22 protein-coding genes are annotated in these 22,068 nt (G+C 72.0%); 15 read left to right on the top strand and 7 right to left on the bottom strand.

All coding sequences use genetic code 11. The features are described 5' to 3' along the window. Positions 1-116 precede the first annotated feature (116 nt). The gene (sepH, locus tag ACX6XY_RS03355; protein WP_460326115.1) at positions 117-1,310 is read right to left on the bottom strand and encodes a septation protein SepH; all 1,194 of its coding nucleotides are present in this window, start codon (positions 1,308-1,310) and stop codon (positions 117-119) included. A 438-nt stretch (positions 1,311-1,748) separates the two neighbouring features. Between sepH and ACX6XY_RS03350 the strand changes: the two genes are divergently transcribed. Further along, positions 1,749-2,642 (top strand): hypothetical protein, encoded by an 894-nt coding sequence (locus tag ACX6XY_RS03350; RefSeq protein ID WP_460326113.1) that lies wholly within the window; start codon positions 1,749-1,751, stop codon positions 2,640-2,642. 67 nt (positions 2,643-2,709) lie between these two features. Here ACX6XY_RS03350 and ACX6XY_RS03345 read toward each other — a convergent pair whose 3' ends face one another. Together ACX6XY_RS03345 and ACX6XY_RS03340 are read right to left on the bottom strand one after the other, a co-directional pair. Then, positions 2,710-4,044 (bottom strand): D-arabinono-1,4-lactone oxidase, encoded by a 1,335-nt coding sequence (locus tag ACX6XY_RS03345; RefSeq protein WP_460326111.1) that lies wholly within the window; start codon positions 4,042-4,044, stop codon positions 2,710-2,712. Then, positions 3,989-5,245: an MFS transporter gene (locus ACX6XY_RS03340; protein WP_460326109.1), complete on the bottom strand. Its 1,257-nt coding sequence runs from the start codon at positions 5,243-5,245 to the stop codon at positions 3,989-3,991. Before ACX6XY_RS03340 ends, ACX6XY_RS03345 begins: the two co-directional genes overlap by 56 nt. A gap of 107 nt (positions 5,246-5,352) precedes the next feature. Between ACX6XY_RS03340 and ACX6XY_RS03335 the strand changes: the two genes are divergently transcribed. Together ACX6XY_RS03335 and ACX6XY_RS03330 are read left to right on the top strand one after the other, a co-directional pair. Continuing rightward, positions 5,353-6,480 (top strand): ferrochelatase, encoded by a 1,128-nt coding sequence (locus ACX6XY_RS03335; protein WP_460326107.1) that lies wholly within the window; start codon positions 5,353-5,355, stop codon positions 6,478-6,480. A gap of 11 nt (positions 6,481-6,491) precedes the next feature. Further along, positions 6,492-7,295 (top strand): inositol monophosphatase family protein, encoded by an 804-nt coding sequence (locus ACX6XY_RS03330; RefSeq protein ID WP_460326104.1) that lies wholly within the window; start codon positions 6,492-6,494, stop codon positions 7,293-7,295. A gap of 128 nt (positions 7,296-7,423) precedes the next feature. Here ACX6XY_RS03330 and ACX6XY_RS03325 read toward each other — a convergent pair whose 3' ends face one another. Further along, positions 7,424-7,597, bottom strand: a complete 174-nt coding sequence (locus tag ACX6XY_RS03325; RefSeq protein ID WP_460326103.1) for a hypothetical protein — start codon at positions 7,595-7,597, stop codon at positions 7,424-7,426. A gap of 301 nt (positions 7,598-7,898) precedes the next feature. Between ACX6XY_RS03325 and ACX6XY_RS03320 the strand changes: the two genes are divergently transcribed. The 4 genes from ACX6XY_RS03320 to ACX6XY_RS03305 all read left to right on the top strand — a co-directional run bounded on the left by ACX6XY_RS03320 (position 7,899) and on the right by ACX6XY_RS03305 (position 11,428). Continuing rightward, on the top strand, positions 7,899-8,552 hold the full coding sequence (locus ACX6XY_RS03320; RefSeq protein ID WP_460326101.1) for a response regulator transcription factor: 654 nt from the start codon (positions 7,899-7,901) through the stop codon (positions 8,550-8,552). Between the two features lie 7 nt (positions 8,553-8,559). Then, entirely contained in the window at positions 8,560-9,804 is a 1,245-nt protein-coding gene (locus ACX6XY_RS03315; RefSeq protein WP_460326099.1) for a sensor histidine kinase, read from the top strand. 406 nt (positions 9,805-10,210) lie between these two features. Beyond that, complete coding sequence (locus ACX6XY_RS03310) at positions 10,211-10,507, top strand: DUF4193 domain-containing protein (protein WP_003951337.1); 297 nt, start codon at positions 10,211-10,213, stop codon at positions 10,505-10,507. 12 nt (positions 10,508-10,519) lie between these two features. Beyond that, a complete protein-coding gene (locus tag ACX6XY_RS03305; protein ID WP_460326097.1) occupies positions 10,520-11,428 on the top strand; it encodes a hypothetical protein in 909 nt (302 codons plus the stop codon). Between the two features lie 110 nt (positions 11,429-11,538). Here ACX6XY_RS03305 and ACX6XY_RS03300 read toward each other — a convergent pair whose 3' ends face one another. Next, a complete protein-coding gene (locus tag ACX6XY_RS03300; RefSeq protein WP_460326095.1) occupies positions 11,539-11,997 on the bottom strand; it encodes a DUF3093 domain-containing protein in 459 nt (152 codons plus the stop codon). Between the two features lie 58 nt (positions 11,998-12,055). On the opposite strand from ACX6XY_RS03300, the gene ACX6XY_RS03295 reads away from it, so the two are divergent. From ACX6XY_RS03295 to ACX6XY_RS03265, 7 genes are all read left to right on the top strand, one after another. Next, positions 12,056-12,637 (top strand): PaaI family thioesterase, encoded by a 582-nt coding sequence (locus ACX6XY_RS03295; protein WP_460326093.1) that lies wholly within the window; start codon positions 12,056-12,058, stop codon positions 12,635-12,637. Continuing rightward, the gene (gene dut / locus ACX6XY_RS03290; protein ID WP_460326091.1) at positions 12,634-13,170 is read left to right on the top strand and encodes a dUTP diphosphatase; all 537 of its coding nucleotides are present in this window, start codon (positions 12,634-12,636) and stop codon (positions 13,168-13,170) included. Before ACX6XY_RS03295 ends, dut begins: the two co-directional genes overlap by 4 nt. Before the next feature lies 1 nt (position 13,171). Further along, entirely contained in the window at positions 13,172-13,999 is an 828-nt protein-coding gene (locus ACX6XY_RS03285) for a DUF3710 domain-containing protein (RefSeq protein WP_460326088.1), read from the top strand. A gap of 185 nt (positions 14,000-14,184) precedes the next feature. Continuing rightward, positions 14,185-16,728, top strand: a complete 2,544-nt coding sequence (locus ACX6XY_RS03280; protein ID WP_460326086.1) for an ATP-binding protein — start codon at positions 14,185-14,187, stop codon at positions 16,726-16,728. A gap of 17 nt (positions 16,729-16,745) precedes the next feature. Further along, entirely contained in the window at positions 16,746-17,429 is a 684-nt protein-coding gene (locus ACX6XY_RS03275; protein WP_460326084.1) for a response regulator, read from the top strand. A gap of 120 nt (positions 17,430-17,549) precedes the next feature. Then, entirely contained in the window at positions 17,550-17,948 is a 399-nt protein-coding gene (locus ACX6XY_RS03270) for an OB-fold nucleic acid binding domain-containing protein (RefSeq protein WP_460326082.1), read from the top strand. Positions 17,949-17,951: 3 nt separating this feature from the next. Beyond that, entirely contained in the window at positions 17,952-18,719 is a 768-nt protein-coding gene (locus ACX6XY_RS03265) for a DUF3159 domain-containing protein (RefSeq protein WP_460326080.1), read from the top strand. A gap of 405 nt (positions 18,720-19,124) precedes the next feature. On the opposite strand, the gene ACX6XY_RS03260 is transcribed toward ACX6XY_RS03265, so the two are convergent. Both ACX6XY_RS03260 and ACX6XY_RS03255 read right to left on the bottom strand, forming a co-directional pair. Further along, positions 19,125-19,787, bottom strand: a complete 663-nt coding sequence (locus ACX6XY_RS03260) for a potassium channel family protein (protein ID WP_460326078.1) — start codon at positions 19,785-19,787, stop codon at positions 19,125-19,127. Beyond that, positions 19,784-20,452, bottom strand: coding sequence for a potassium channel family protein (locus ACX6XY_RS03255; RefSeq protein ID WP_460326076.1), 669 nt, complete (start codon positions 20,450-20,452; stop codon positions 19,784-19,786). The genes ACX6XY_RS03260 and ACX6XY_RS03255 overlap by 4 nt, the downstream gene beginning before the upstream one ends. A 204-nt stretch (positions 20,453-20,656) precedes the next feature. Here ACX6XY_RS03255 and ACX6XY_RS03250 point away from each other — a divergent pair, with 204 nt between their 5' ends. Beyond that, positions 20,657-21,985: a class I SAM-dependent RNA methyltransferase gene (locus ACX6XY_RS03250; protein ID WP_460326074.1), complete on the top strand. Its 1,329-nt coding sequence runs from the start codon at positions 20,657-20,659 to the stop codon at positions 21,983-21,985. The last annotated feature ends 83 nt before the right edge of the window (positions 21,986-22,068 follow it).

Raw genomic sequence — 22,068 nt, 5'->3', positions numbered from 1 at the left:
TCGCAGCTTCCGGGTTATCAGTCGCCGTGAGCACGTACCCCCCACCCCGCCCCCGCCCCACAACGAACAGAACGCACGCACGCACCGCGCACCCCGCTGCGCTGCGCTGCCGCGCGCTAGTCCTGTTTCTTGCGGCGCGTGCCGAAGACGATCTCGTCCCAGCTGGGAACCGCGGCCCGGCGGCCAGGCCGCACGCCGTCCGCCTCGGCCTGCCGGTCCGTGGTGCCGACCAGCCGGTCCCGGTGCCCGGCCACCGCACGCGGCATCAGCACGTCTGCATACGCGGCACCCGCCGAAGCGGCTGGCGCCGCCTCCTCCGCCTCCAGGTCCAGATCCTGTTCGGCCGAGTCCGCCGCGGGCAGGTCCGAGCCCGCAGATGCCCCAGACGCCCCGGCCGCCGCCCCCGGCGTCGCGGACGGCCGCTCCGGCACGACCATGTCACCCCGGAAGCTGGGCACCGCCTCCAGGAGGCTGGTCAGCGAGTCACGCCCCTGCTCGGACGAGCCGGTGACGGCCGTGCTCTCCTCCGAGGGCTCCGGACTCGGACTCGGCCCAGGCAGGCTCGGCCGCTCCGACGCGCGCTCCGAGTGACGGTCACGATCGCGGTCGCGGTCGCGGTCGAGCGCACGGTCCAGCGGCCGGTCACGCGGCAGCCGGGCAATCCGCGGCACGAACGGAAAGCTCGGCTCAGCCGCCGTGGAGAAGTCGTCGGACTCACCGATCAGCGAGCGCGCCTCGTCGTCCACGGCCTGGACCAGCCGCCGCGGCGGGTCGTAAGTCCAGCTGGCCGTGTGGGTCTCGCCCGCGGCCCGGTATCCGAGCAGTACCTCCCAGGTGCCGTCGTCACGGCGCCACGAGTCCCACTGCACGGTGTCCTTGTCGATGCCGCGCAGCAGCAACCGCTCCTGAACAGCCTCGCCGAGCTGCGGTCCGGTGTTCTCGCCGGGGCGGCGCACCGGGGTCTTCCTGGCGCGCTCGGCCATGAAGGCGCGCTCCGCGAGCACCGGCCCCTCGAAGCGCCGTACGCGATCGACCGGGATACCGGCGAGCTGGGCGACCTCTTCCGCGGTGGCGCCAGCCCGTATCCGGGCCTGGATGTCGCGGGGACGGAGGTGGCTCTCCACCTCGATCTCGATCTGCCCGAGCCGCGGCCGGTCACCGCGCACCGCGGCGCGCAGCCGTTCGTCGATGGGAAGCGTGTACTCCGTGCTGTCCGCAGCCTTCAACACCAGCCGTGTGCCGTCGTTGCTGACGGCCACGACACGCAGTTCGGGCATGGGGACCTCCCGGGTGGTGCCTGCCGACGTCACGTGCGTCGCTGCTTCCGCTAGTCGAGTGTGGCCTGCCCAGGGTGCAGCCTGCCACAACCTTGCCGATTTGCCCGGCGTGTCGGGCAAGGGCCCTGGACCGCCGTTATGGCACGGTTACCTATTCGCAACGCTAAGTGACTGAGTCGTCACCCTGTGTGGCGAGCCCCCTTCCGGAGGGTTAGTCAGGCCCCCGGACACCCAGGTTGGAGACCGGACCCAGGGCTCGCAACAGTACTCCATTCGGGCCACGTGGGTGGACCGCCGCGCCACGCAAGTTGTCTCGGGGCAAGGGAGTTGGCCGCCACCCGGCGCATACGCGCTGCTTACGCGGGTGGCTTGCTTCACAGGATCCCCAGAACCGGAACCATTCCCTTCGCCCATTTGTCCTTTCTGTAGAGGCATGCACCGAAGGCGACCAAAGGCGACCAAGGGACGGGGATGGCCGAGCACGCGGAACCCGGCAAGAGGCCGGACGAGCCGGACGAAGAATCGAAGCCGGCCGAAGAACCGAAGAAGCGCATCGACCTGAGCGTGCCTCAGGTGGCGGGCAGCGCCGTGGCCGCGGTGGTGGCGGCGAAGCTCGCGTCGAGCTTCGGGGTCTACGGCACGATCCTCGGCGCCGGTCTGGTGAGCGTCATCGCCACCTGCGGCGGCACGGTCTTCCAGCATTTTTTCTCCCGCACCGGGGAGCAGGTCAAGGAGGTTGCGGTGCGGGCCAAGCCCGTCACCCGCCAGGTGCCGACCGCCGGTGTCGCGGCCGGTGCCGAACGGACGCGGCCCGCCGCCGAACGGGCCTGGCCCGCCGACGCCGAGCGGACCCAACTGCTCCGCACCGCACCGCCGCCGCCGGACGGCTTCGGTGAGCCCACGGTGCACGGCAAGCGGATACGCGGCTGGAAACGGCCGCTGCTGGGCGCCGCGCTGGTCTTCGGTCTGACGATGGCGGGAATCGTGACGTACGAGACGGTCTCCGGCGACGCCTTCGGCAGCAAGGGCGGCAGCATCGGTTCCACGTTCACTCAGCACGACTCGCACCGCGAATCCCCGGCCGGCCAGGACGCCGATCCGGGCTCCGCTCCCACGGACGACGCGACGACGCCGGACCCGGCACACCCCTCGCCAGGAGGCGACACCACCCGCGGCGAGAACTCGCCAGCCCCGGACGACGAAAAAACCCCGACGCCCACACCTACGCCAACCCCCACACCGACCCCGACCCCGACCCCAACGCCGACTCCCACCCCGACCCCCACTCCGACACCCACCCCGACCCCGACACCCACCCCCGACACAGGCAGCACAGTGGAGAACGGGGCTAACCCCGCCGAATAACGCACGCGAGCCACCCCACCCCACTCCACCCCGAACCAAACCGAAGGGAAAGGGAACCGCGAAACCCCTAAGAGCCCAGCACCCGCCGCACATAGTCGTTGCCGAACAGCCGATCCGGATCCAGCCGGTCCCGTACAGCGGTGAACTCACCGAACCGCGGATACACCGACGCCAGGTACTCCGCGTCCCGCGTGTGCACCTTGCCCCAGTGCGGCCGCCCGCCATGGGCGGTGAAGATCCGCTCGGCGGCGGTGAAGTACTCCCGGTAGGGCGTGCCCCGGTACATGTGGACGGCGATGTACGCGGTCTCCCGCCCCGAGGCCGTGGACAGCGCGATGTCGTCCGCGGGCGCCGTACGGACCTCCACCGGGAAGCTGATCCGCAGCCCGGAGCGGTCGACCATGGCCCGCAGTTCGCGCAGCGTCTCGACGAGGGCCGAGCGCTCGACCGCGTACTCCATCTCCACGAAGCGCACCCGGCGCGGCGAGGTGAAGACCTTGTACGGGATGTCGGTGTACGTACGCGCGGACAGCGCCCGGCTGGAGATCCTGGCGATCGAGGGGATGGTCGCGGGCACGGCCCGACCCACCGAGTTGGCCACCTGGAACACGCCATTCGAAAGGAACTCGTCCTCGAACCAGCCGCTGAACGCGCCCACCGGCGCCTCGGGGCCCGGACTGCGGTTGTTGCGCTTGGTGTTGCAGTTGCCCGTGTGCGGGAACCAGTAGAACTCGAAGTGCTCGTTCTCGGCGACGTGCTGGTCGAACTCCGCGGTCACCTGATCGAAGCTCATGGGCGCTTCGCGGGCGGTCAGCAGGAAGATCGGCTCTACCGCGAAGGTGATCGTGGTGATCACGCCCAGCGCGCCGATGCCGATCCGGGCCGCGGCGAAGACGTCGGGATTCTCCTTCTCCGAGCATCGCAGCACCGATCCGTCGGCGGTGACCAGCTCAAGTCCGCGGATCTGCGCGGCGATCGAGGCCGAGTCGCGGCCCGTGCCGTGGGTGCCCGTGCTGGTGGCGCCCGCGACGGTCTGCTCCATGATGTCGCCCATGTTGATGAGCGACAGGCCCTCCCTGGCCAGCGCGCGGTTCAGTCGCTTCAGCGGCGTCCCGGCCTGCACGGTGACGGTTCCTTCGGCGCGGTCGATCGCGCGGATGCCGGTGAACAGCTCGGGGCGGACGAGCAGTCCGTCAGTGGTGGCGGCCGAGGTGAAGGAGTGCCCGGTGCCGACGGCCTTCACCCGGCGGCCGTCGGCGACCGCCTGCTGTATCGCCGTGGTGAGTTCGTCCACCGACGCGGGCGCGATCTCCCGCGCCGGGCGGGAGGTCACGTTGCCCGCCCAGTTACGCCACGATCTGCGCGGCCTGCTCATCGTGCCGCTTCTGCTCGCCGTGCTCATCGGTTCCTCCCCGTCGCGGCGCCGGCCGGGTCAGCCGACGGTACCCCAGGAGCCCGACCACGACCGCGACGGCGCCGGAGGCGACCGGCACCGCGTACCCGGCCCGCGCTCCGGCCGCGTCGATCACCCATCCCGCGGCTGACGAGCCGAGCGCGATGCCGACCGCGAGCCCGGTGCTCGTCCAGGTCATGCCCTCGGTCAGCTTCGCGCGGGGTACGTGCTGTTCGACCAGGGCCATCGTGTTCACCATCGTCGGCGCGATGGACAGGCCCGCGACAAACAGCGCCACGGCCAGAAACGCCAGGTTCCCGACCAGTTGAAGCGGGATCATACTCACGGCCATGGCGCAGACGCCCAGGAGCCACCGCCGGGCGGGCGCCGTCTTGAGGTCGAGCAGCCCGTAGACCACTCCGGCGAGGCAGGAGCCCAGCGCGTACGCGGCGAGCACCAGGCTGGCGGCCGCCTTGTGGCCCTGTTCCTCCGCGTACGCGACCGTCACCACGTCGATCGAGCCGAAGATCACGCCGACGGTCACGAACGCCAGCATCAGCACCAGCAGCCCGCCCGAGCGCAGCGCCGAGCCGCCGCCGTGCCGCTCGCGCGGCTGCGGCACCGGCTCGGTGGCGCGCTGCGAGGTCAGCCAGAAGACGCCGGTCGCCAGGAACAGCGCCGCCAGCAGCGGACCCGCCTCGGGGAACCAGGCCGTGGACAGCCCGATCGAGACGATCGGCCCGACGATGAAGCAGACCTCGTCCACCACGGACTCGAAGGAGTACGCGGTGTGCAGCCGACGCGGGTCGGCGCGGTACAACTCGGCCCAGCGCGATCTGATCATCGACCCCAGGCTCGGCACACAGCCCGCGAACGCGGCGCAGACGAACAGGGTCCAGTCCGCGAGCTCCCAGGCGGCCGAGGCCACCAGTCCCGCGACGGCGGTCAGCGAGACCAGCGTCGCCGGGCGGAGCACCCGGCGCTGGCCGTACCGGTCCACCAGCCGGGAGACCTGCGGGCCGAGTGCCGCGGCGGACAGCGCGACGGTGGCCGACAGCGCGCCCGCGAGCCCGTACCGCCCGGTGAGCTGGGAGACCATCGTCACGATGCCGATGCCGAGCATGGCCAGCGGCAGCCGCCCGACGAACCCCGCGGCGGAGAAGGACCGGGTGCCGGGGGCGGTGAAGATCGTGCGGTAGGGGCTGGCCAAGGAGTACTCCGGTAAGGCGTGAAGCGACCTGACACAGCTTACGCCCGCGCTCTCGCGCTCCGTACCGTCATTTCCGCCGCGCTCGCCCCAGGTGGCAGGATCGAGCCATGCCCGAAGCGCTTGATTCGACTCCGTACGACGCCCTGCTGCTGCTCTCGTTCGGCGGCCCGGAAGGCCCCGACGACGTCGTGCCCTTCCTGGAGAACGTGACGAAGGGCCGCGGCATCCCCAAGGAGCGGCTCAAGGAGGTGGGTCAGCACTACTTCCTGTTCGGCGGCGTCAGCCCGATCAACGACCAGAACAGGGCCCTGCTCGACGCCCTGCGCAAGGACTTCGCGGACCACGGCCTGGACCTGCCGGTGTACTGGGGCAACCGCAACTGGACGCCCTACCTGACCGACGTCCTGCGGGACATGGTGCGGGACGGCCACCGCCGCGTGCTGGTCCTGGCGACCAGCGCGTACGCCTCCTACTCGGGCTGCCGCCAGTACCGCGAGAACCTCGCCGACGCGCTCGCGACGCTCGAGGCCGAGGGCCTTGAGCCGCCGAGGGTCGACAAGCTGCGCCACTACTTCAACCACCCCGGCTTTGTGCGCCCCATGATCGACGGCGTGCTGGAGTCGCTCGCCGGGCTCCCCGACGCCGTACGCGCGGGGGCGCATCTGGCCTTCACCACGCACTCCATCCCGACCGCGGCCGCGGACACCTCGGGCCCCGCCGACGCGCACGGCGAGGGCGGCGCGTACGTACGCCAGCACCTGGACGTCGCGCGGCTGATCGCCGACGCCGTACGCGAGGAGACCGGGATCGAGCACCCCTGGCGGCTCGTCTACCAGTCGCGCTCCGGTGCGCCGCACATCCCGTGGCTGGAGCCCGACGTCTGCGACCACCTGGAGGAACTGCACGGGCAGGGCGCGCCCGCGGTGGTGATGGCGCCGATCGGCTTCGTGTCGGACCACATGGAGGTCCTGTACGACCTCGACACCGAGGCGACGGCCAAGGCCGCCGAGCTGGGCCTGCCCGTGGCCCGATCGGCGACCGTCGGCGCGGATCCGCGGTTCGCCGCCGCGGTGCGCGAGCTGATCGTGGAGCGGGCCGCGACCGAGCGCGGGCAGGACGTACGGCCCTGCGCGCTCGGGGAGCTCGGCGCGAGCCATGACCTGTGCCCCGTGGGCTGCTGCCCCGCCCGGACCCCGCGCCCCGCGGCGGCGGGCGCCGACAGCCCCTACGCGTAAGGAGCCCTCCCGTGACCGACCAGCCCAACGCCGAACTCCTCGACCTCGCGCTGCGGGCCGCCCGGCAGGCGGGCGACTTCCTGCGCGAGCGCCGCCCGGACGACCTCGGGGTCGCGGCCACCAAGTCCAGCGCCGTCGACGTCGTCACCGAGATGGACATCGCGTCCGAGAAGATGATCACCGCGTTCCTGGCGGAGCACCGGCCGGACGACGGTTTCGTCGGCGAGGAGGGCGCCAGCGTCCAGGGCGGCAGTGGCGTGGAATGGGTCATCGACCCCGTCGACGGCACCGTCAACTACCTGTACGGGCGGCCCGCGTGGGCCGTGTCGATCGCGGCGCGCAAGGACGGCGAGACGGTCGTCGGCGTGGTGTACGCCCCGGCGCAGTCGGAGATGTTCCGGGCCGCGCTGGGCGAGGGCGCGTACGTCAACGACCGGCCGCTGGCCGTACGCCCCGCACCCCCGTTCGAGCAGGCCCTGATCGCCACCGGTTTCGGCTACCGCGCCGAGCGGCGGGTCCACCAGGCCGAGGTGGCGCGCCAGCTCATTCCGCGGGTGCGGGACATCCGGCGCGGCGGGTCGGCGGCGATCGACCTGTGCGATGTCGCGGCGGGGCGTCTCGACGGGTACTACGAGCGCGGACTGCACCCCTGGGACCTGGCGGCGGGCGACCTCATCGCGCGCGAGGCGGGCGCGCTGGTCGGCGGCCGCGCGCCTGGTGACGCGCCCTCTGGCGACCTCGTGGTGGCGGCGTCACCGGGCCTCTTCGAGCCGCTGCGCGAGCAGCTCGACGCGCTGGGGGCCTGGCACGACTGACTCTTTCTTGGCCTCAATCGTCGGCCGGGCTGAAATCAGCCCGGCCACCGGGCCGCAGGTGCGCACGCGTACGAGGGCCCTGGGCGCCTTCTCAGGTGCCCAGGGCCCTCGTACGTACGCGGCGCGGGTCAGGCGCCAGCCGCGCTGACCTGCACGCCGTGCTCCGCGGCCAGTCGGTGCAGATCGTCGAGCTCGGCCTGCTCGACCTCGGCCAGGAAGTCGTCGCCGTCTTCGCGGGCCCGCGTGAGGTCGGTCTCAGTGGCCTTTATGCGTTGCAGGAGCCCTGCGGTGAATGCGTCCATGGTGCGCCCCCTCGTCGTGGGTCGTGGGTCGGTGGCACGGGGGTGTGCCCTCGGCAAGGGACGATCACGGCCGCCGCGCCCGCGGAAGCGGGTCGTGGCACGCCACATGCAGAGTGTGATCGCGGATGTGCAGTCGTCCTCCCCTGGGCGACTTGCCGGGAAACCTCAACCGGCCCGGCAATCCCCGAATTCCCGGACCGCGAGCCGCCTTACAGCCGGTTTATGGCCGAAAGGGGCAGGATGGAGGCCTGCCCAGTGACATGCAGAGCCCGCCCGCGCGGGCCCAGAGGAAGGACACGACGTGCGCGTACTCGTCGTCGAGGACGAGCAGCTGCTCGCCGACGCGGTGGCCACCGGACTGCGCCGGGAGGCCATGGCCGTCGACGTGGTGTACGACGGCGCGGCCGCCCTGGAGCGCATCGGCGTGAACGACTACGACGTGGTCGTGCTCGACCGGGACCTCCCGGTCGTGCACGGCGACGACGTCTGCCGCAAGATCGTCGAACTCGGCATGGCGACGCGCGTGCTGATGCTCACGGCGTCCGGCGACGTCAGCGACCGCGTCGAGGGCCTGGAGCTCGGCGCGGACGACTACCTCCCCAAGCCCTTCGCGTTCACCGAACTGACGGCACGCGTGCGTGCGCTCGGACGCCGTACGACGGTGGCCCTGCCGCCCGTTCTGGAGCGCTCCGGGATCAAGCTCGACCCCAACCGCCGCGAGGTCTTCCGGGACGGCCGGGAGATCCAGCTCGCGCCGAAGGAGTTCGCGGTCCTGGAAGTGCTCATGCGCAGCGAAGGCGCGGTCGTCTCGGCCGAGCAGCTCCTGGAGAAGGCCTGGGACGAGAACACCGACCCGTTCACCAACGTCGTACGGGTCACCGTGATGACCCTGCGCCGCAAGCTCGGCGAGCCCGCGGTCATCGTGACCGTGCCCGGCTCGGGATACCGGATCTGACCCCTTCATGACCACTGCCCCGGTGCCGCCGTCGGCGCCCCCCAAGCCGACCTGGGACCCCGTACGCCCCGAGCCGCCCTTCCCGTGGCTGCGTCCGACGATCCGGATACGGCTCACGCTGCTGTACGGCGGGATGTTCCTGATCGCGGGCATCCTGCTGCTCTCGATCATCTACCTCCTCGCGGCGGACGCCCTGCGCAGCGGCTCCGTGCCGACCCTGCGGATCAGCGCCGAGGGCGCTGTCACCATCAGCAGCCCGCAGTGCCCCGCGGTCGGCGCGGCCGTCAGCCAGGGCGATCTGAACGCCGCCATCTCGGAGTGCGCGGAGTCCGTGCGCCAGCACGCCCTGGACAACCTCCTGAGCCGCTCGCTGCTCGCCCTGCTCGGGCTCAGCGTGATCGCGTTCGCCTTCGGGTACGCGATGGCCGGGCGGGTGCTGTCGCCGCTCGGCCGGATCACCCGGATCGCCCGCAAGGTGGCCGGGTCCGACCTCTCCCGGCGGATCGAGCTGGACGGCCCGGACGACGAGCTCAAGGAGCTCTCGGACACCTTCGACGAGATGCTGGAGCGCCTGGAGCGCGCCTTCACCGCCCAGCAGCGGTTCGTCGCCAACGCCTCGCACGAGCTGCGGACCCCGCTGGCGATCAACCGCACCCTGCTTGAGGTGCAGCTCTCCGATCCGGGAGCGCCCGTCGAGGTCCAGCAGCTCGGCAAGACGCTGCTGGCCACCAACGAGCGCAGCGAGCAGCTGGTGGAGGGCCTGCTGCTGCTCGCCCGCAGCGACAACCAGATCGTGGAGCGCAAGCCCGTGGACCTCGCCGAGGTCGCCTCGCGCGCGATCGACCAGGTACGGGCCGAGGCGGCGGACCGGGGGGTGGAGATCCGCGGCGAGCGCGCGCTCGCGGTGGTCCAGGGCAACGGCGTCCTGCTGGAGCGGATCGCGCTCAACCTGGTGCAGAACGCCGTGCGCTACAACGCTCCCGACCAGGGATGGGTCGAGGTGCGCACCGAGGTGCAGCACGGCCAGGCGGTGCTCCAGGTGAGCAACACGGGTCCCGTGGTGCCCGCCTACGAGATCGACAACCTCTTCGAGCCCTTCCGGCGGCTGCGCACCGAGCGCACCGGCAGCGACAAGGGCGTCGGGCTCGGGCTGTCCATCGCGAGGTCGGTGGCGAGGGCCCACGGAGGCCGTATCATCGCCGAGCCGCGTGAGGGGGGTGGTCTCGTGATGCGAGTCACCCTGTCCCTCTGAGATGCCGCGTGAGAGGTCACTCTGGATTTGCCCGCAAGTTCGCTTTTAGCGGAATTTTCGGGACCTGCCGCCAGGGAGATCCGTGTGGGATCGATCACAAAGGCGAATTTTCGGCCATCCACTCTCTGTGATCACCAAGGTCCCCAGAAAGCCGGGAAAATCCGGGTTTTGGGGGGTCTTGATCACGGGAAGTACACGGGGTGGCGGCCGTGAACTGCGATATTCGGACCGTGTACGGTCCTCCTCGCCATCCAAGTCGATCACCTCTTCAGAGGTGCGGTTGGGTGTCGATTGAGTAACAGACCTTGATGTGAGGCAAAATCTCCGCCTCGGGTCGGGCACAAGTCCGGCCTCTCACGCGTTACGAGCGCTGAGACACCACAGACACCCGGAGGGGGAGAGCGACATGGCAACGGATTACGACACCCCACGCAAGACCGATGACGACCTCAACGAGGACAGCATCGAAGAACTGAAGGCGCGGCGGAACGACAAGTCGACGTCCACCGTCGACGTCGACGAGTTCGAGGCCGCCGAAGGCCTGGAGCTGCCCGGCGCGGACCTGTCGAACGAGGAGCTCGCCGTCAGGGTGCTCCCCAAGCAGCAGGACGAGTTCACCTGCATGAGCTGCTTCCTGGTGCACCACAGGTCCCAGCTGGCGCGGGAGAAGAACGGACAGCCCATCTGCCGCGACTGCGACTGAGGTCGGTCGGCCGTGACAGGGTCGAAGCCGCCCCGGAAGCGGCGCTTCCGCAAGGCGGTGGGCGACACCCCGTACGACGGCGTCCGTGACGGCGAGCGAGGCTGGTCGGCCTCGCTCGAGCCAACGGACGGCCCGCACGACGGGAGCGACGCCCTGGCCAGGCCCGGCCGACTGGCAACAGCCACAGAAGGAGTACGCAAGGGCGGCCGCACAGCGAAGGCCGCGGTCGGCCACCTGGCCGACCGGATCATCGACCTCGCACCACGCGTGCCGGTGCGCGATCTCGCCGCCCTGCGACAGCAGTTTCCGGGCCTGGGGCCCGAGGAGATCGCCGACAAACTGGTGGCCGGGGCCTGTCGTGCCACCTCGACCGTCGGCGCGGGCGTGGGAGTGGCCGCCGCGATGCCGGTACCGCCCGCGATGCCCGCCGAACTGGCCGCCGAGATCACCGGCGTCGCCGCGATCGAGCTGAAGCTGATCGCCGAACTGCGCGAGGTCTACGGGCTGCGCCCCGAGGGCAACCTCACCCAGCGCTCCACCGCGTATCTGACCTCCTGGTCCCGCGAGCGCGGAATCGACGTGGCCAAGACGGCCTCGATCAGCGCCGCGCTCAGCACCCAGGCGAAGCGCGAGCTGCGGCAGCAGATCATGAAGCGCACGGTCAGGAACCTGCCCAACCTGGCGCCGTTCCTGGTGGGAGCCGCCGTCGGCGCGGTGATGAACCGCCGGGACACCAGGAAACTCGCCGCACGCGTCCGCGCGGACCTGCGCCGCGCACAGGTGCCCTGGGACGCCCTGCCGGACCAGCCGCCCCTCCCGACCCCGCTCGAACTGTCGAAGGCCGAGCCGTCGCGCGTGGAGCCGCCGGAGGACCGCCAGCAGGCCGTCGAAGGCCCCCAAGGCCCTGTCGAAGGCCCCTGAGCCGCTGGCCAGACCCGCGGGTCCCGTCCCCTAGGCCCAGCCGTCCTCAGGCGCAGGCCCAGCCGGTCTCAGGCGCAGAGTCAGGCACAGGAGGTCAGGGCCGTCAGGCGTCAGGACGCCCGGACCGCCTCCAGCGCCGCTGCCAGGGCCCGCGGATCGCGGGTCGACACATAGACGTACGGCGTCGGGTCCGACGGGTCGGTGACCGCTACGCGCAGCGCCGTAGGAATGTAAGCGCGCAGCAGCATGTAGGCGCGCGGATCGGCCTTGTGCGTACGCCAGGCGCGCGCCTGCTCCGCGTCGAGCACCTCGGCCGCGCCCAGCGCCGCCACCGGAATCCTGGCGTCCCCCGCGACCAGCGACCCGGCCACCACCCGCACCCGGACCGAGCCGTACGAGCTGACCGCGACGGCCGCGAGCGCCCCGGCGCCGATCAGACCGCCGAGCATCGGGAGCGGGCCGAGCGGCAGCAGCATCAGGCCCCCGGCGACGCCGAGCAGGGCCACGATGACCCACCACGAACGGGGCGCGGTCAGACGTTCTTCAAAGAGCTGGGCTGAGGGCTGCATGAAACCCAGCTTGGCACGGTGCCCCGGACCCGCGGCCACGCAGGTAGGGTCTGCGGCTGTGAGTGGACGAACAACGTTGACACCCCCAGGCGACGCGGTACCGCCCGAGCGGCACCCCGAGGCCCCCGCGCCCGGTGAGCTGCTCGGCGCGCACTACGAGTACTGCTTCGGCTGCGGCGGCGGCCAGCCGCACGGTCTGCACCTCCAGGCGCGGGCCGCCGACGGCGTGGCCATCACCGCCGAGTTCACGGTGAAGCCCGAGCACCAGGGGGCGCCGGGCCTCGCGCACGGCGGCGTACTGACCACCGCCCTGGACGAGACGCTGGGCTCGCTGAACTGGCTGCTGCGCGTCATCGCGGTGACCGGACGGCTGGAGACGGACTTCGTCCGGCCCGTCCCCGTGGACACCGTGCTGTATCTGGAGGCCGAGGTCACCGCGGTGTCCGGGCGCAAGATCTACTCCACGGCCACCGGCCGGATCGGCGGCCCCGACGGGCCCGTGGCGGTCCGGGCCGACGGCCTGTTCATCGAGGTCAAGGTCGACCACTTCATCGACAACGGCCGCCCGGCCGAGATCGAGGCCGCCATGAGCGACCCGGACCAGGTCAAGCGGGCCCGCGCCTTCGAGGTGAACCCGTGACCCCCGCCCCGCGCGAGCCGCTGCCCGTACGGATCCGCCGCCTGGACCCTCAGGTGCCGCTTCCGGAGTACGCCCACCCCGGCGACGCCGGAGCCGACCTGCGGACCACCCAGTCCTGTGTGCTCGCCCCCGGCGAGCGCGCGGTGCTGCCCACCGGGGTGGCGTTCGCGCTGCCCGAGGGGTACGCGGCCTTCGTGCACCCGCGCTCCGGCCTCGCCGCCCGCTGCGGTGTCTCCATGGTGAATGCCCCAGGGACGGTGGATGCCGGGTACCGTGGGGAGATCAAGGTGATCGTGGTGAATCTCGACCCGCGCGAGAGCGTGCGGTTCGAGCGCTTCGACCGGATCGCCCAGCTGGTCGTCCAGCAGGTCGAGCGGGTCCGCTTCCAGGAGGTGGCGGAACTGCCCGGCTCGGTACGGGCCGAGGGGGGCTTCGGTTCCACCGGCGGCCATGCCGCCGTGGACGGCACGGCGGGCGGTCCGCAGCCCGGTAACCAATACGCTTCGGTCGCACACGACCGGGAAGGACAGTGACGTGTTCGGACGTCGTAAGAAGGGTGCCGCCGACGACGCGGCCGGCGAGGCCGAGCAGGTCGGCGGACAGCCCGGAGACCTGACCCCCGAAGGCACGGACGCCACGGACGCCACGGACGCCACGGGAGACGCGGCGACCTCGGCGGGGGAGGCCGAGGCTCAGCGGGTGAACCTGCCGCCCGCGCCCCGCCCCGACGGCCCCTGGGACCTCTCCGAGGTCCGTGAGCCAGGCGAGGGCCGGGTGGACCTCGGCGGCATCTTCGTGCCCGGAGTCGAGGGCATGGAGCTGCGCGTCGAGGTCGCGGGTGACGCGATCGTCGCGGCGACCGTCGTGCTGCGCGACAGCGCCGTACAGCTCCAGGCCTTCGCCGCCCCCAAGCGGGAGGGCATCTGGGGCGAGGTCCGCGAGGAGATCGCCTCCGGCATCACCCAGCAGGGCGGCGTCATCGACGAGATCGAGGGCCCGCTGGGCTGGGAGCTGCGCGCCCAGGTCCCGGTACAGCTGCCGGACGGCACGGGCGGCGTACAGGTGGTCCGCTTCATCGGCTGCGACGGGCCGCGCTGGTTCCTGCGCGGAGTGATCTCCGGCCAGGGCGCCGTGCGACCTGATGCCGCGGGCCTGCTGGAAAGCATCTTCCGGGACACCGTCGTGGTACGCGGCGACGCCCCGATGGCCCCGCGTGACCCGATCGTCCTCAAGCTGCCGGACGACGCCCAGATGGTCGCCGAAGGCGTCCAGCAGCAGGAGCCGCAGGCCCAGGAAGGCTCCCGCTTCGCCGGTGGCATGGGGCAGCTCGCCCGCGGCCCGGAGATCACCGAGGTCCGCTGACGGCCGACGCCGCAGGGCCGCCGGACCAGCGACCTGTGGCCTGCCAGCCGCCTGCCCGTGGGGCCCGTACGTCCCCCTCGTTCGGCGCGGATGTACGGGCCACCGGCATGCCCGCCCGGCCGAGCAGCGGCCACGCGCGCGTACCCGCCCGACGCGGCGAGCGGGGTCTGGCAGACAATGAGGCCATGGCACGCGGCAGGCTTCGGATCTACATCGGTGCGGCACCGGGCGTCGGCAAGACGTACGCGATGCTCGCCGAGGCGCACCGCAGGGTGGAGCGCGGCACCGACTGCGTGATCGCCGCCGTGGAGCCCCACGCCCGGCCGCGCACCGAGGCGCTCCTGCACGGCCTGGAACAGATACCGCGACGCGAGCTGGGCCGCCCCGGCGCCGCCCGCGCCGAGATGGACGTGGACGCCGTCCTGGCGCGCGCCCCCGCCGTCGCCCTGGTCGACGAGATCGCCCACACCAACGCCCCCGGCTCGCGGCACGCCAAGCGCTGGCAGGACGTCGAGGACCTGCTGGCCGCCGGGATCGACGTCGTCTCCACGGTCAACATCCAGCACCTGGAGTCGCTGGGCGACGTGGTCGAGTCGATCACCGGGGTACGGCAGCGGGAGACCGTGCCCGACGAGGTCGTGCGCCGCGCGGACCAGGTCGAACTGGTCGACATGTCACCCCAGGCGCTGCGCCGGCGGCTGGCGCACGGCAACATCTACCAGCTCGCCGAGATCGACGCGGCCCTCTCCCGCTACTTCCGCCCCGGAAACCTCACCGCGCTGCGCGAGCTGGCCCTGCTGTGGGTGGCCGACCGGGCCGACGAGTACCTCCAGCAGTACCGGGGCGAGCACGGCATCCACTCCACCTGGCGGGCGCGCGAGCGCATCGTCGTGGGGCTGACCGGCGGCCCCGAGGGGCGGACCCTGATCCGCCGCGCGGCCCGGATGGGCGCCAAGGGCTCCGGCAGCGAGATCCTCGCCGTCTACATCGCCCGCAGCGACGGCCTCACCGCCGCGTCGCCCAAGGAACTGGCCGTCCAGCGCACCCTCGTCGAGGACCTGGGCGGCACCTTCCACCACGTCGTCGGCGACGACATACCGGCGTCCCTGCTGGAGTTCGCCCGCGGCGTCAACGCCACCCAGATCGTGCTCGGCTCCAGCCGCCGCAAGTCCTGGCAGTACGTCTTCGGGCCCGGCGTCGGCGCGACCGTCGCCCGCGACTCGGGCACCGACCTCGATGTGCACATCGTCACGCACGACGAGGTCGGCACGGGCCGCGGACTGCCCGTGGCCCGCCGCGCCCGGCTCGGCCGCGCCCGGACCGTCGCCGGCTGGGCGGTCGGCATCGGCGGCCCGGCCCTGCTGACCCTGTCGCTCATCCACCTCGTCGGCGACCTCGGCCTCGCCAACCACATGATGCTCTTCCTGGCGCTGTCCGTGGCCGCCGCGATGCTCGGCGGACTGCGCCCCGCGCTGGCGTCGGCGGTGTTCGGCTCGATCCTGCTGAACTACTACTTCACCGTCCCCGAGCACCGGTTCCTGATATCGGACCCCACGCACATCGTCGCCATCGCGGTGTTCGTCGCGGTCGCGGTCGCGGTGGCGTCGGTGGTGGACCTCGCCGCCCGGCGCACCCAGCAGGCCGCCCGGCTGCGCGCCGAGTCCGAGATCCTGTCCTTCCTCGCGGGAAGCGTGCTGCGCGGCGAGACCACCCTGGACGCCCTCCTGGAGCGGGTCCGCGAGACCTTCGCCATGGAGTCCGTCGCCCTCCTGGAGAGGCACAGCGACGTCGAGCCGTGGGTGTGCGCGGGCAGCGTCGGCTCCCAGCAGCCGGGCCGCCCCGAGGACGCGGACGTGGACGTACCGGTCGGCGACCATATGGCGCTCGCGCTCTCCGGGCGCGTGCTGCCCGCCGAGGACCGCAGGGTGCTCGGCGCCTTCGCCGCGCAGGCCGCCGTGGTCCTGGACCGTGAGCGGCTGCGCAGCGAGGCCCAGCGGGCCCGCGCGCTCGCCGAGGGCAACCGCATCCGCACCGCCCTGCTCGCCGCCGTCAGCCATGACCTGCGCACCCCGCTGGCGGCCATCAAGGCGGCGGTCAGCTCGTTGCGCTCCGACGACGTCGCCTGGTCCCCGCAGGACCGCGCCGAACTGCTCGCGGGCATCGAGGACGGCGCGGACCGGCTGAACCACCTGGTCGGCAACCTGCTGGACATGTCACGGCTGCGGACCGGCACCGTCACCCCGCTGATCCGGGAGATCGACCTGGACGAGGTCGTGCCCATGGCGCTCGGCGGCGTACCGGACGGCAGCGTGGAACTGGACGTTCCCGAGACCCTCCCGATGGTCGCGGCCGACAAGGGGCTCCTGGAGCGGGCCGTCGCCAACGTCGTCGAGAACGCCGTCAAGTACAGCCCCGGCGACACGGCGGTCACGGTGGCCGCGAGCGCGCTCGGCGACCGCGTCGAGCTCCGGGTGGCCGACCGCGGCCCCGGCGTCCCGGACGACGCGAAAGAGACTGTCTTCGAGCCCTTCCAGCGCTACGGAGACGCCCCCAGGGGCGCCGGGGTGGGGCTCGGGCTCGCGGTCGCGCGGGGCTTCGTGGAGGCCATGCGTGGCACGCTGAACGCCGAGGACACTCCGGGCGGCGGCCTCACCATGGTCCTCACGCTGCCCGCGGCGTCCGGGCGGCCGCCCGCCAGGCCCGACCTCTCCGCCCGGATCGCCTCGTGATCAGAAAGCAGGTTTCCATGACCAGGGTGCTCGTGGTCGACGACGAGCCGCAGATCGTCCGCGCGCTGGAGATCAACCTGAAGGCACGCCAGTACGAGGTCGACGCCGCGTCCGACGGCGCCGGGGCGCTGCGGCTCGCGGCCGCCCGCCGCCCGGACGTCGTCGTCCTGGACCTCGGGCTGCCCGACATGGACGGCGTCGACGTGATCCGGGGCCTGCGCCTCTCGACCAGGGTGCCGGTCCTGGTGCTGTCCGCCCGGCACAGCTCGGACGAGAAGGTCCAGGCGCTCGACGCGGGCGCCGACGACTACGTGACCAAGCCCTTCGGGATGGACGAGCTGCTGGCCAGGCTCCGCGCCGCGGTCCGCCGCGCGGAGCCCACCGGGGGCGGCGACGAGGACGTACTGGTGGAGACCGGGGACTTCAGCGTCGACCTGGCCGCGAAGAAGGTGAACCGCGACGGCCGGGACGTACGCCTGACCCCCACCGAGTGGCACCTGCTGGAGGTGCTGGTGCGCAACACCGGCCGTCTGGTCGGCCAGAAGGAGCTGCTCCAGGAGGTCTGGGGCCCCTCGTACGGCACCGAGACGAACTACCTGCGGGTCTACATGGCCCAGCTGCGGCGCAAGCTGGAGGCGGACCCCTCGCACCCCAGGCACTTCATCACGGAACCGGGAATGGGATACCGGTTCGAGCGATAGCCCCCGGAGCCTCGTCGAGCCGCCGGAATCCCGTCGAGCCCCGGAGCCTCGCCGAGTCGCCGGAACCCCTCCCGCCACCGGCGTTGATCCCCCCTCCCGCGACCCCGGTACCCTTCCCCTATGAGCCCAGTTCCTCGATCAGAGAAGTCGGCGGGCCGGCTCCGCCGGATGCTCGGCCGACTGTCCTCCTCGTCGGAGGACCAGGAGTCGGAGGAGCTCCAGGAGCGGTCGGCGACCGCGGGCTGCACCCCTATCGGAGACTGCCAGGACCGCGAGATGGTGACGGTTGCTGGTACGTTGCGCACGGTAGCCCTCAAGCCACGGGCCGGAGTCCCCTCGCTGGAGGCGGAGCTCTTCGACGGCTCGGCCCCCCTGGACGTGGTGTGGCTCGGCAGGCGCGCGATCGTGGGCATAGAACCGGGACGCAAGCTGATCGCTTCGGGCCGGATATCCATAAGCCATGGCCGCAGAGTGCTCTTCAATCCCAAATACGAACTCAGACCGCTCGGACGGGAGTAGCCGGTGACGTCTGTCGACAAGCCGACCGATCAGGTGAGCCAGCACGACGGCGCCGCGAGCCAGCGGGACGGTGACGCCCAAGCGGTCACCCAGGCCGCGCTGCTCGACGCGTTCGGCGGCGTGCGGGGCACCGTCGAGACGATGCTTCCCGGTCTGCTCTTCGTGATGATCTTTACGATCAACCGGGACCTGCACAGCGCGGCGATCGCCGCACTGTGCGTCGCGGTCGTCCTGGTCGTCGTCCGGCTCGCCCGCAGGGACACCGTCAAGCACGCCTTCAGCGGCGTCTTCGGGGTCGCGGTCGGTGTGGCCTTCGCCCTCTTCACCGGCGATGCCAAGAACTTCTACCTGCCGGGCATGCTCTACGGCCTCGGCCTCGGCCTCGCTTTCGTGGTGTCCGCGCTGGTGGGGTTCCCGCTGCTCGGCGTCCTGCTCGGGCCGATCTTCCGCGAGAACCTCTCCTGGCGCACCCGCAACCCCGGCCGCAAGAAGGCCTACGTCAAGGCCAGCCTCGCCTGGGGCACGGTCTTCCTGGCCAAGGCCGCGATTCTCTTCCCGCTCTACTGGTGGGCGGACACCACCCAGCTCGGCTGGGTGCTGATCGCGCTGAAGCTGCCGCCGATGGTGCTGGCCGTCTACTTCACGTGGCTCTTCCTGTCCAAGGCGCCGCCGCCGATCGACGTGTTCGCCGAGATGGAGGCCGAGGAGCGGGCCGAACAGGCCGCGAAGGCCGAACGGGAGCGCGCGGCGGCCGAGCGGGGCGAGGCGTAGCCACGCGCGACCGTACGCACGCCCGCGAGCGGGCTGGGCTGGCCCTGCGCGCAGGGCGGCGCATAGCCGTTCGTGCGCATCCAGCGCGTGGGGCCGGTCATACGTTGTACGGCGCGCGGCCGAGGCCAGACGCGTGTGGCGCGGCCCGTCGGGCTTGCGAGGTTACGGAGGTACGGCGGGGCCGGGCGGCAGCGAGGCGCGCCCTGGCAGGGCGGCGCGCCCTGACGGCTGGGTCGGCCCTGGCAGCCAGGCGGGGTGACGGCCGGGTTGGGACCTGCGGCCGGGTTGGGACCTGCGGCCGGGCCGGCCCGGCGACTGGCTGGGCCCGGCCGCGTGCGGTGCGGGCGGCGGTGCCGGGGACGGGGCTGGCGCGGGGCCCGGTCGTACCCGTACCGAGAGGGGGCCTCAGGCGCGTACCGACAGCAGGTCCTCCAGCTGCTCCTCCTGGGCCTGGGCCGCCACGAACAGCAGTTCGTCACCCGCCTCCAGGGCATCGTCCGGACCCGGTGTGAGCACCCGCGTGCCGCGGATGATCGTGACCAGCGAGGTGTCCTCGGGCCACGCGATATCGCCGATCCGGGTCCCGGCCAGAGCCGACTCGGGCGGCAGCGTCAGCTCCACCAGGTTCGCGTCGCCATGGCTGAAGCGCAGCAGCCGGACCAGGTCGCCGACGCTCACCGCCTCCTCGACCAGGGCCGACATCAGCCGGGGCGTGGAGACCGCGACATCCACGCCCCAGGCCTCGTTGAACAGCCACTCGTTCCGGGGGTTGTTCACGCGCGCGACGACCCGCGGGACGCCGTACTCGGTCTTCGCCAGCAGCGACACGACCAGGTTGACCTTGTCGTCACCGGTAGCGGCGATCACCACCTGGCAGCGCTGCAGCGCCGCCTCGTCCAGCGAGGTGATCTCACAGGCGTCGGCCAGCAGCCACTCGGCGTGCGGCACCCGCTCCACCGAGATCGCGGTCGGCGCCTTGTCGATCAGCAGGACCTCGTGCCCGTTCTCCAGCAGCTCACCCGCGATGGAACGACCCACCGCGCCCGCTCCGGCGATGGCGACCCTCATCGGCGACCCTCCTTCGGGCCTTCGGCGAACGCCGCCTCGACCTTCTCGACCTCGTCGGTGCGCATCATCACATGCACCAGGTCGCCCTCCTGTAGCACCGCCTGCGAAGTCGGGACGATCGCTTCGCCCAGCCGGGTGAGGAACGCGACGCGCACGCCCGTCTCCTCCTGCAACTTGCTGATCTTATGACCGACCCAGGCGGTGGACGCGTACACCTCCGCCAGCTGCACCCCTCCCGTGGGGTCGCGCCACAGCGGCTCCGCCCCCGACGGCAGCAGGCGGCGCAGCATCTGGTCGGCGGTCCAGCGGACCGTGGCCACGGTAGGGATGCCCAGACGCTGGTAGACCTCGGCGCGGCGCGGGTCGTAGATACGGGCCGCGACGTTCTCGACGCCGAACATCTCGCGGGCGACGCGGGCGGCGATGATGTTGGAGTTGTCGCCGCTGCTCACCGCGGCGAAGGCGCCCGCGTCCGTGATGCCCGCCTCGCGCAGGGTGTCCTGGTCGAAGCCGACCCCGGTCACCCGACGGCCGCCGAAGCCGGAGCCCAGACGGCGGAAGGCCGTGGGGTCCTGGTCGATCACCGCGACCGTGTGCCCCTGCTGCTCCAGGGTCTGCGCGAGTGCGGCCCCCACTCGCCCGCAGCCCATGATGACGATGTGCACGCCCGTCCTTCCGGATGTCCTTCGTGGTGCGCTCAGGCTCCTCAGCCTGGCAGAGGCTCCTCAGCCTGGCAGAAGCCTGTCAGACCGAGCCCCAAGCTACACATGGGCGGCGGACGGCCGTCGGCCACGTAGACTTGAAGGCTGTCGTCGACTTGAAGGCCGTCGTCCGGCCGCACGCATTCGATCTCTTGGAGCCATCCCACCATGCAGGCAGAACCGAAGAACTCGCTGGTGGGTCAGGAGTACGAGGTCGAGATCGGCCCCGTCGCCCACGGCGGCCACTGCATCGCCCGCACCGCCGACGGGCGGGTGCTGTTCGTCCGGCACACGCTGCCCGGCGAGAAGGTCGTCGCGCGGGTCACGGACGGCGAGGAGGACTCCCGCTTCCTGCGCGCGGACGCGGTCCAGGTGCTTGAGGCGTCCAAGGACCGGGTCGAGGCCCCCTGCCCGTACGCCGGGCCCGGCAGGTGCGGCGGCTGCGACTGGCAGCACGCCAAGCCGGGCGCGCAGCGCCGCCTCAAGGGCGAGGTGATCGCCGAGCAGCTCCAGCGGCTCGCGGGCCTCACCCCCGAGGAGGCGGGCTGGGACGGCACGGTCATGCCCGCCGAGGGCGACAAGCTCCCCGCGGGCGAGGTCCCGGCCTGGCGCACCCGTGTCCAGTACGCGGTCGACGCCGAGGGCCGCGCCGGACTGCGCCGCCACCGCTCGCACGAGGTCGAACCGATCGACCACTGCATGATCGCGGCCCCCGGAGTGACCGAACTGGGTATCGAGAAGCGCGCCTGGGACGGCATGGAGTCCGTCGAGGCCATCGCGGCCACCGGTTCGGGCGACCGCCAGGTGATCCTCACCCCGCGCCCCGGCGCCCGGCTGCCGCTCGTCGAGCTCGACAAGCCGGTCTCCGTACTCCGCGTCGACGAACGCGACGGCGGTGTGCACCGCGTGCACGGCCGCGCCTTCGTCCGCGAGCGCGCCGACGGCCGCACCCACCGGGTGGGCAACGGCGGCTTCTGGCAGGTCCACCCCAAGGCCGCCGACACCCTGGTCAAGGCCGTGATGCAGGGCCTGCTGCCGCGCAAGGGCGACATGGCCCTCGACCTGTACTGCGGCGTGGGCCTGTTCGCGGGCGCCATCGCCGACCGGGTCGGCGAGCAGGGCGCCGTACTCGGCATCGAGTCCGGCAAGCGCGCCGTGGAGGACGCCCGCCACAACCTCAGGGACTTCGACCGCGTACGCATCGAACAGGGCAAGGTCGACCAGGCCCTGCCCCGCACCGGCATCACCGAGGTCGACCTGGTCGTCCTCGACCCGCCCCGCGCGGGCGCCGGCAAGCAGACCGTACGCCACCTGACGAGCCTCGGCCCCCGCCGCATCGCCTACGTCGCCTGCGACCCGGCCGCACTGGCCCGCGACCTGGCGTACTTCCGCGACGGCGGCTACCGGGTCCGCACGCTGCGGGCGTTCGACCTCTTCCCGATGACGCATCACGTGGAGTGCGTGGCGATTCTGGAGCCTGCCGCGAAGGGCGCCTGACCTGCGGGTTGCCGTGGCGCACGATTATGGCCGTACGGCCCCGTGACCTCTGCCACGGGGCCGTACGGCGGCGGGGGACACGA

The sequence above is a fragment of the Streptomyces sp. O3 genome (assembly GCF_054788135.1).
Note: the sequence above shows the minus strand (reverse complement) of the source record. Positions and strands in the feature narration are given on the sequence as shown.

Excerpts from the sequence above, each read along its gene's own strand:
- ACX6XY_RS03350 (WP_460326113.1), top strand. The coding sequence starts at position 1,749 with ATGGCCGAGCACGCGGAACCCGGCAAGAGGCCGGACGAGCCGGACGAA.
- ACX6XY_RS03345 (WP_460326111.1), bottom strand. The coding sequence starts at position 4,044 with ATGAGCACGGCGAGCAGAAGCGGCACGATGAGCAGGCCGCGCAGATCG.
- ACX6XY_RS03335 (WP_460326107.1), top strand. The coding sequence starts at position 5,353 with ATGCCCGAAGCGCTTGATTCGACTCCGTACGACGCCCTGCTGCTGCTC.
- ACX6XY_RS03325 (WP_460326103.1), bottom strand. The coding sequence starts at position 7,597 with ATGGACGCATTCACCGCAGGGCTCCTGCAACGCATAAAGGCCACTGAG.
- ACX6XY_RS03315 (WP_460326099.1), top strand. The coding sequence starts at position 8,560 with ATGACCACTGCCCCGGTGCCGCCGTCGGCGCCCCCCAAGCCGACCTGG.
- ACX6XY_RS03310 (WP_003951337.1), top strand. The coding sequence starts at position 10,211 with ATGGCAACGGATTACGACACCCCACGCAAGACCGATGACGACCTCAAC.
- ACX6XY_RS03300 (WP_460326095.1), bottom strand. The coding sequence starts at position 11,997 with ATGCAGCCCTCAGCCCAGCTCTTTGAAGAACGTCTGACCGCGCCCCGT.
- ACX6XY_RS03280 (WP_460326086.1), top strand. The coding sequence starts at position 14,185 with ATGGCACGCGGCAGGCTTCGGATCTACATCGGTGCGGCACCGGGCGTC.
- ACX6XY_RS03275 (WP_460326084.1), top strand. The coding sequence starts at position 16,746 with ATGACCAGGGTGCTCGTGGTCGACGACGAGCCGCAGATCGTCCGCGCG.
- ACX6XY_RS03270 (WP_460326082.1), top strand. The coding sequence starts at position 17,550 with ATGAGCCCAGTTCCTCGATCAGAGAAGTCGGCGGGCCGGCTCCGCCGG.
- ACX6XY_RS03260 (WP_460326078.1), bottom strand. The coding sequence starts at position 19,787 with ATGAGGGTCGCCATCGCCGGAGCGGGCGCGGTGGGTCGTTCCATCGCG.
- ACX6XY_RS03250 (WP_460326074.1), top strand. The coding sequence starts at position 20,657 with ATGCAGGCAGAACCGAAGAACTCGCTGGTGGGTCAGGAGTACGAGGTC.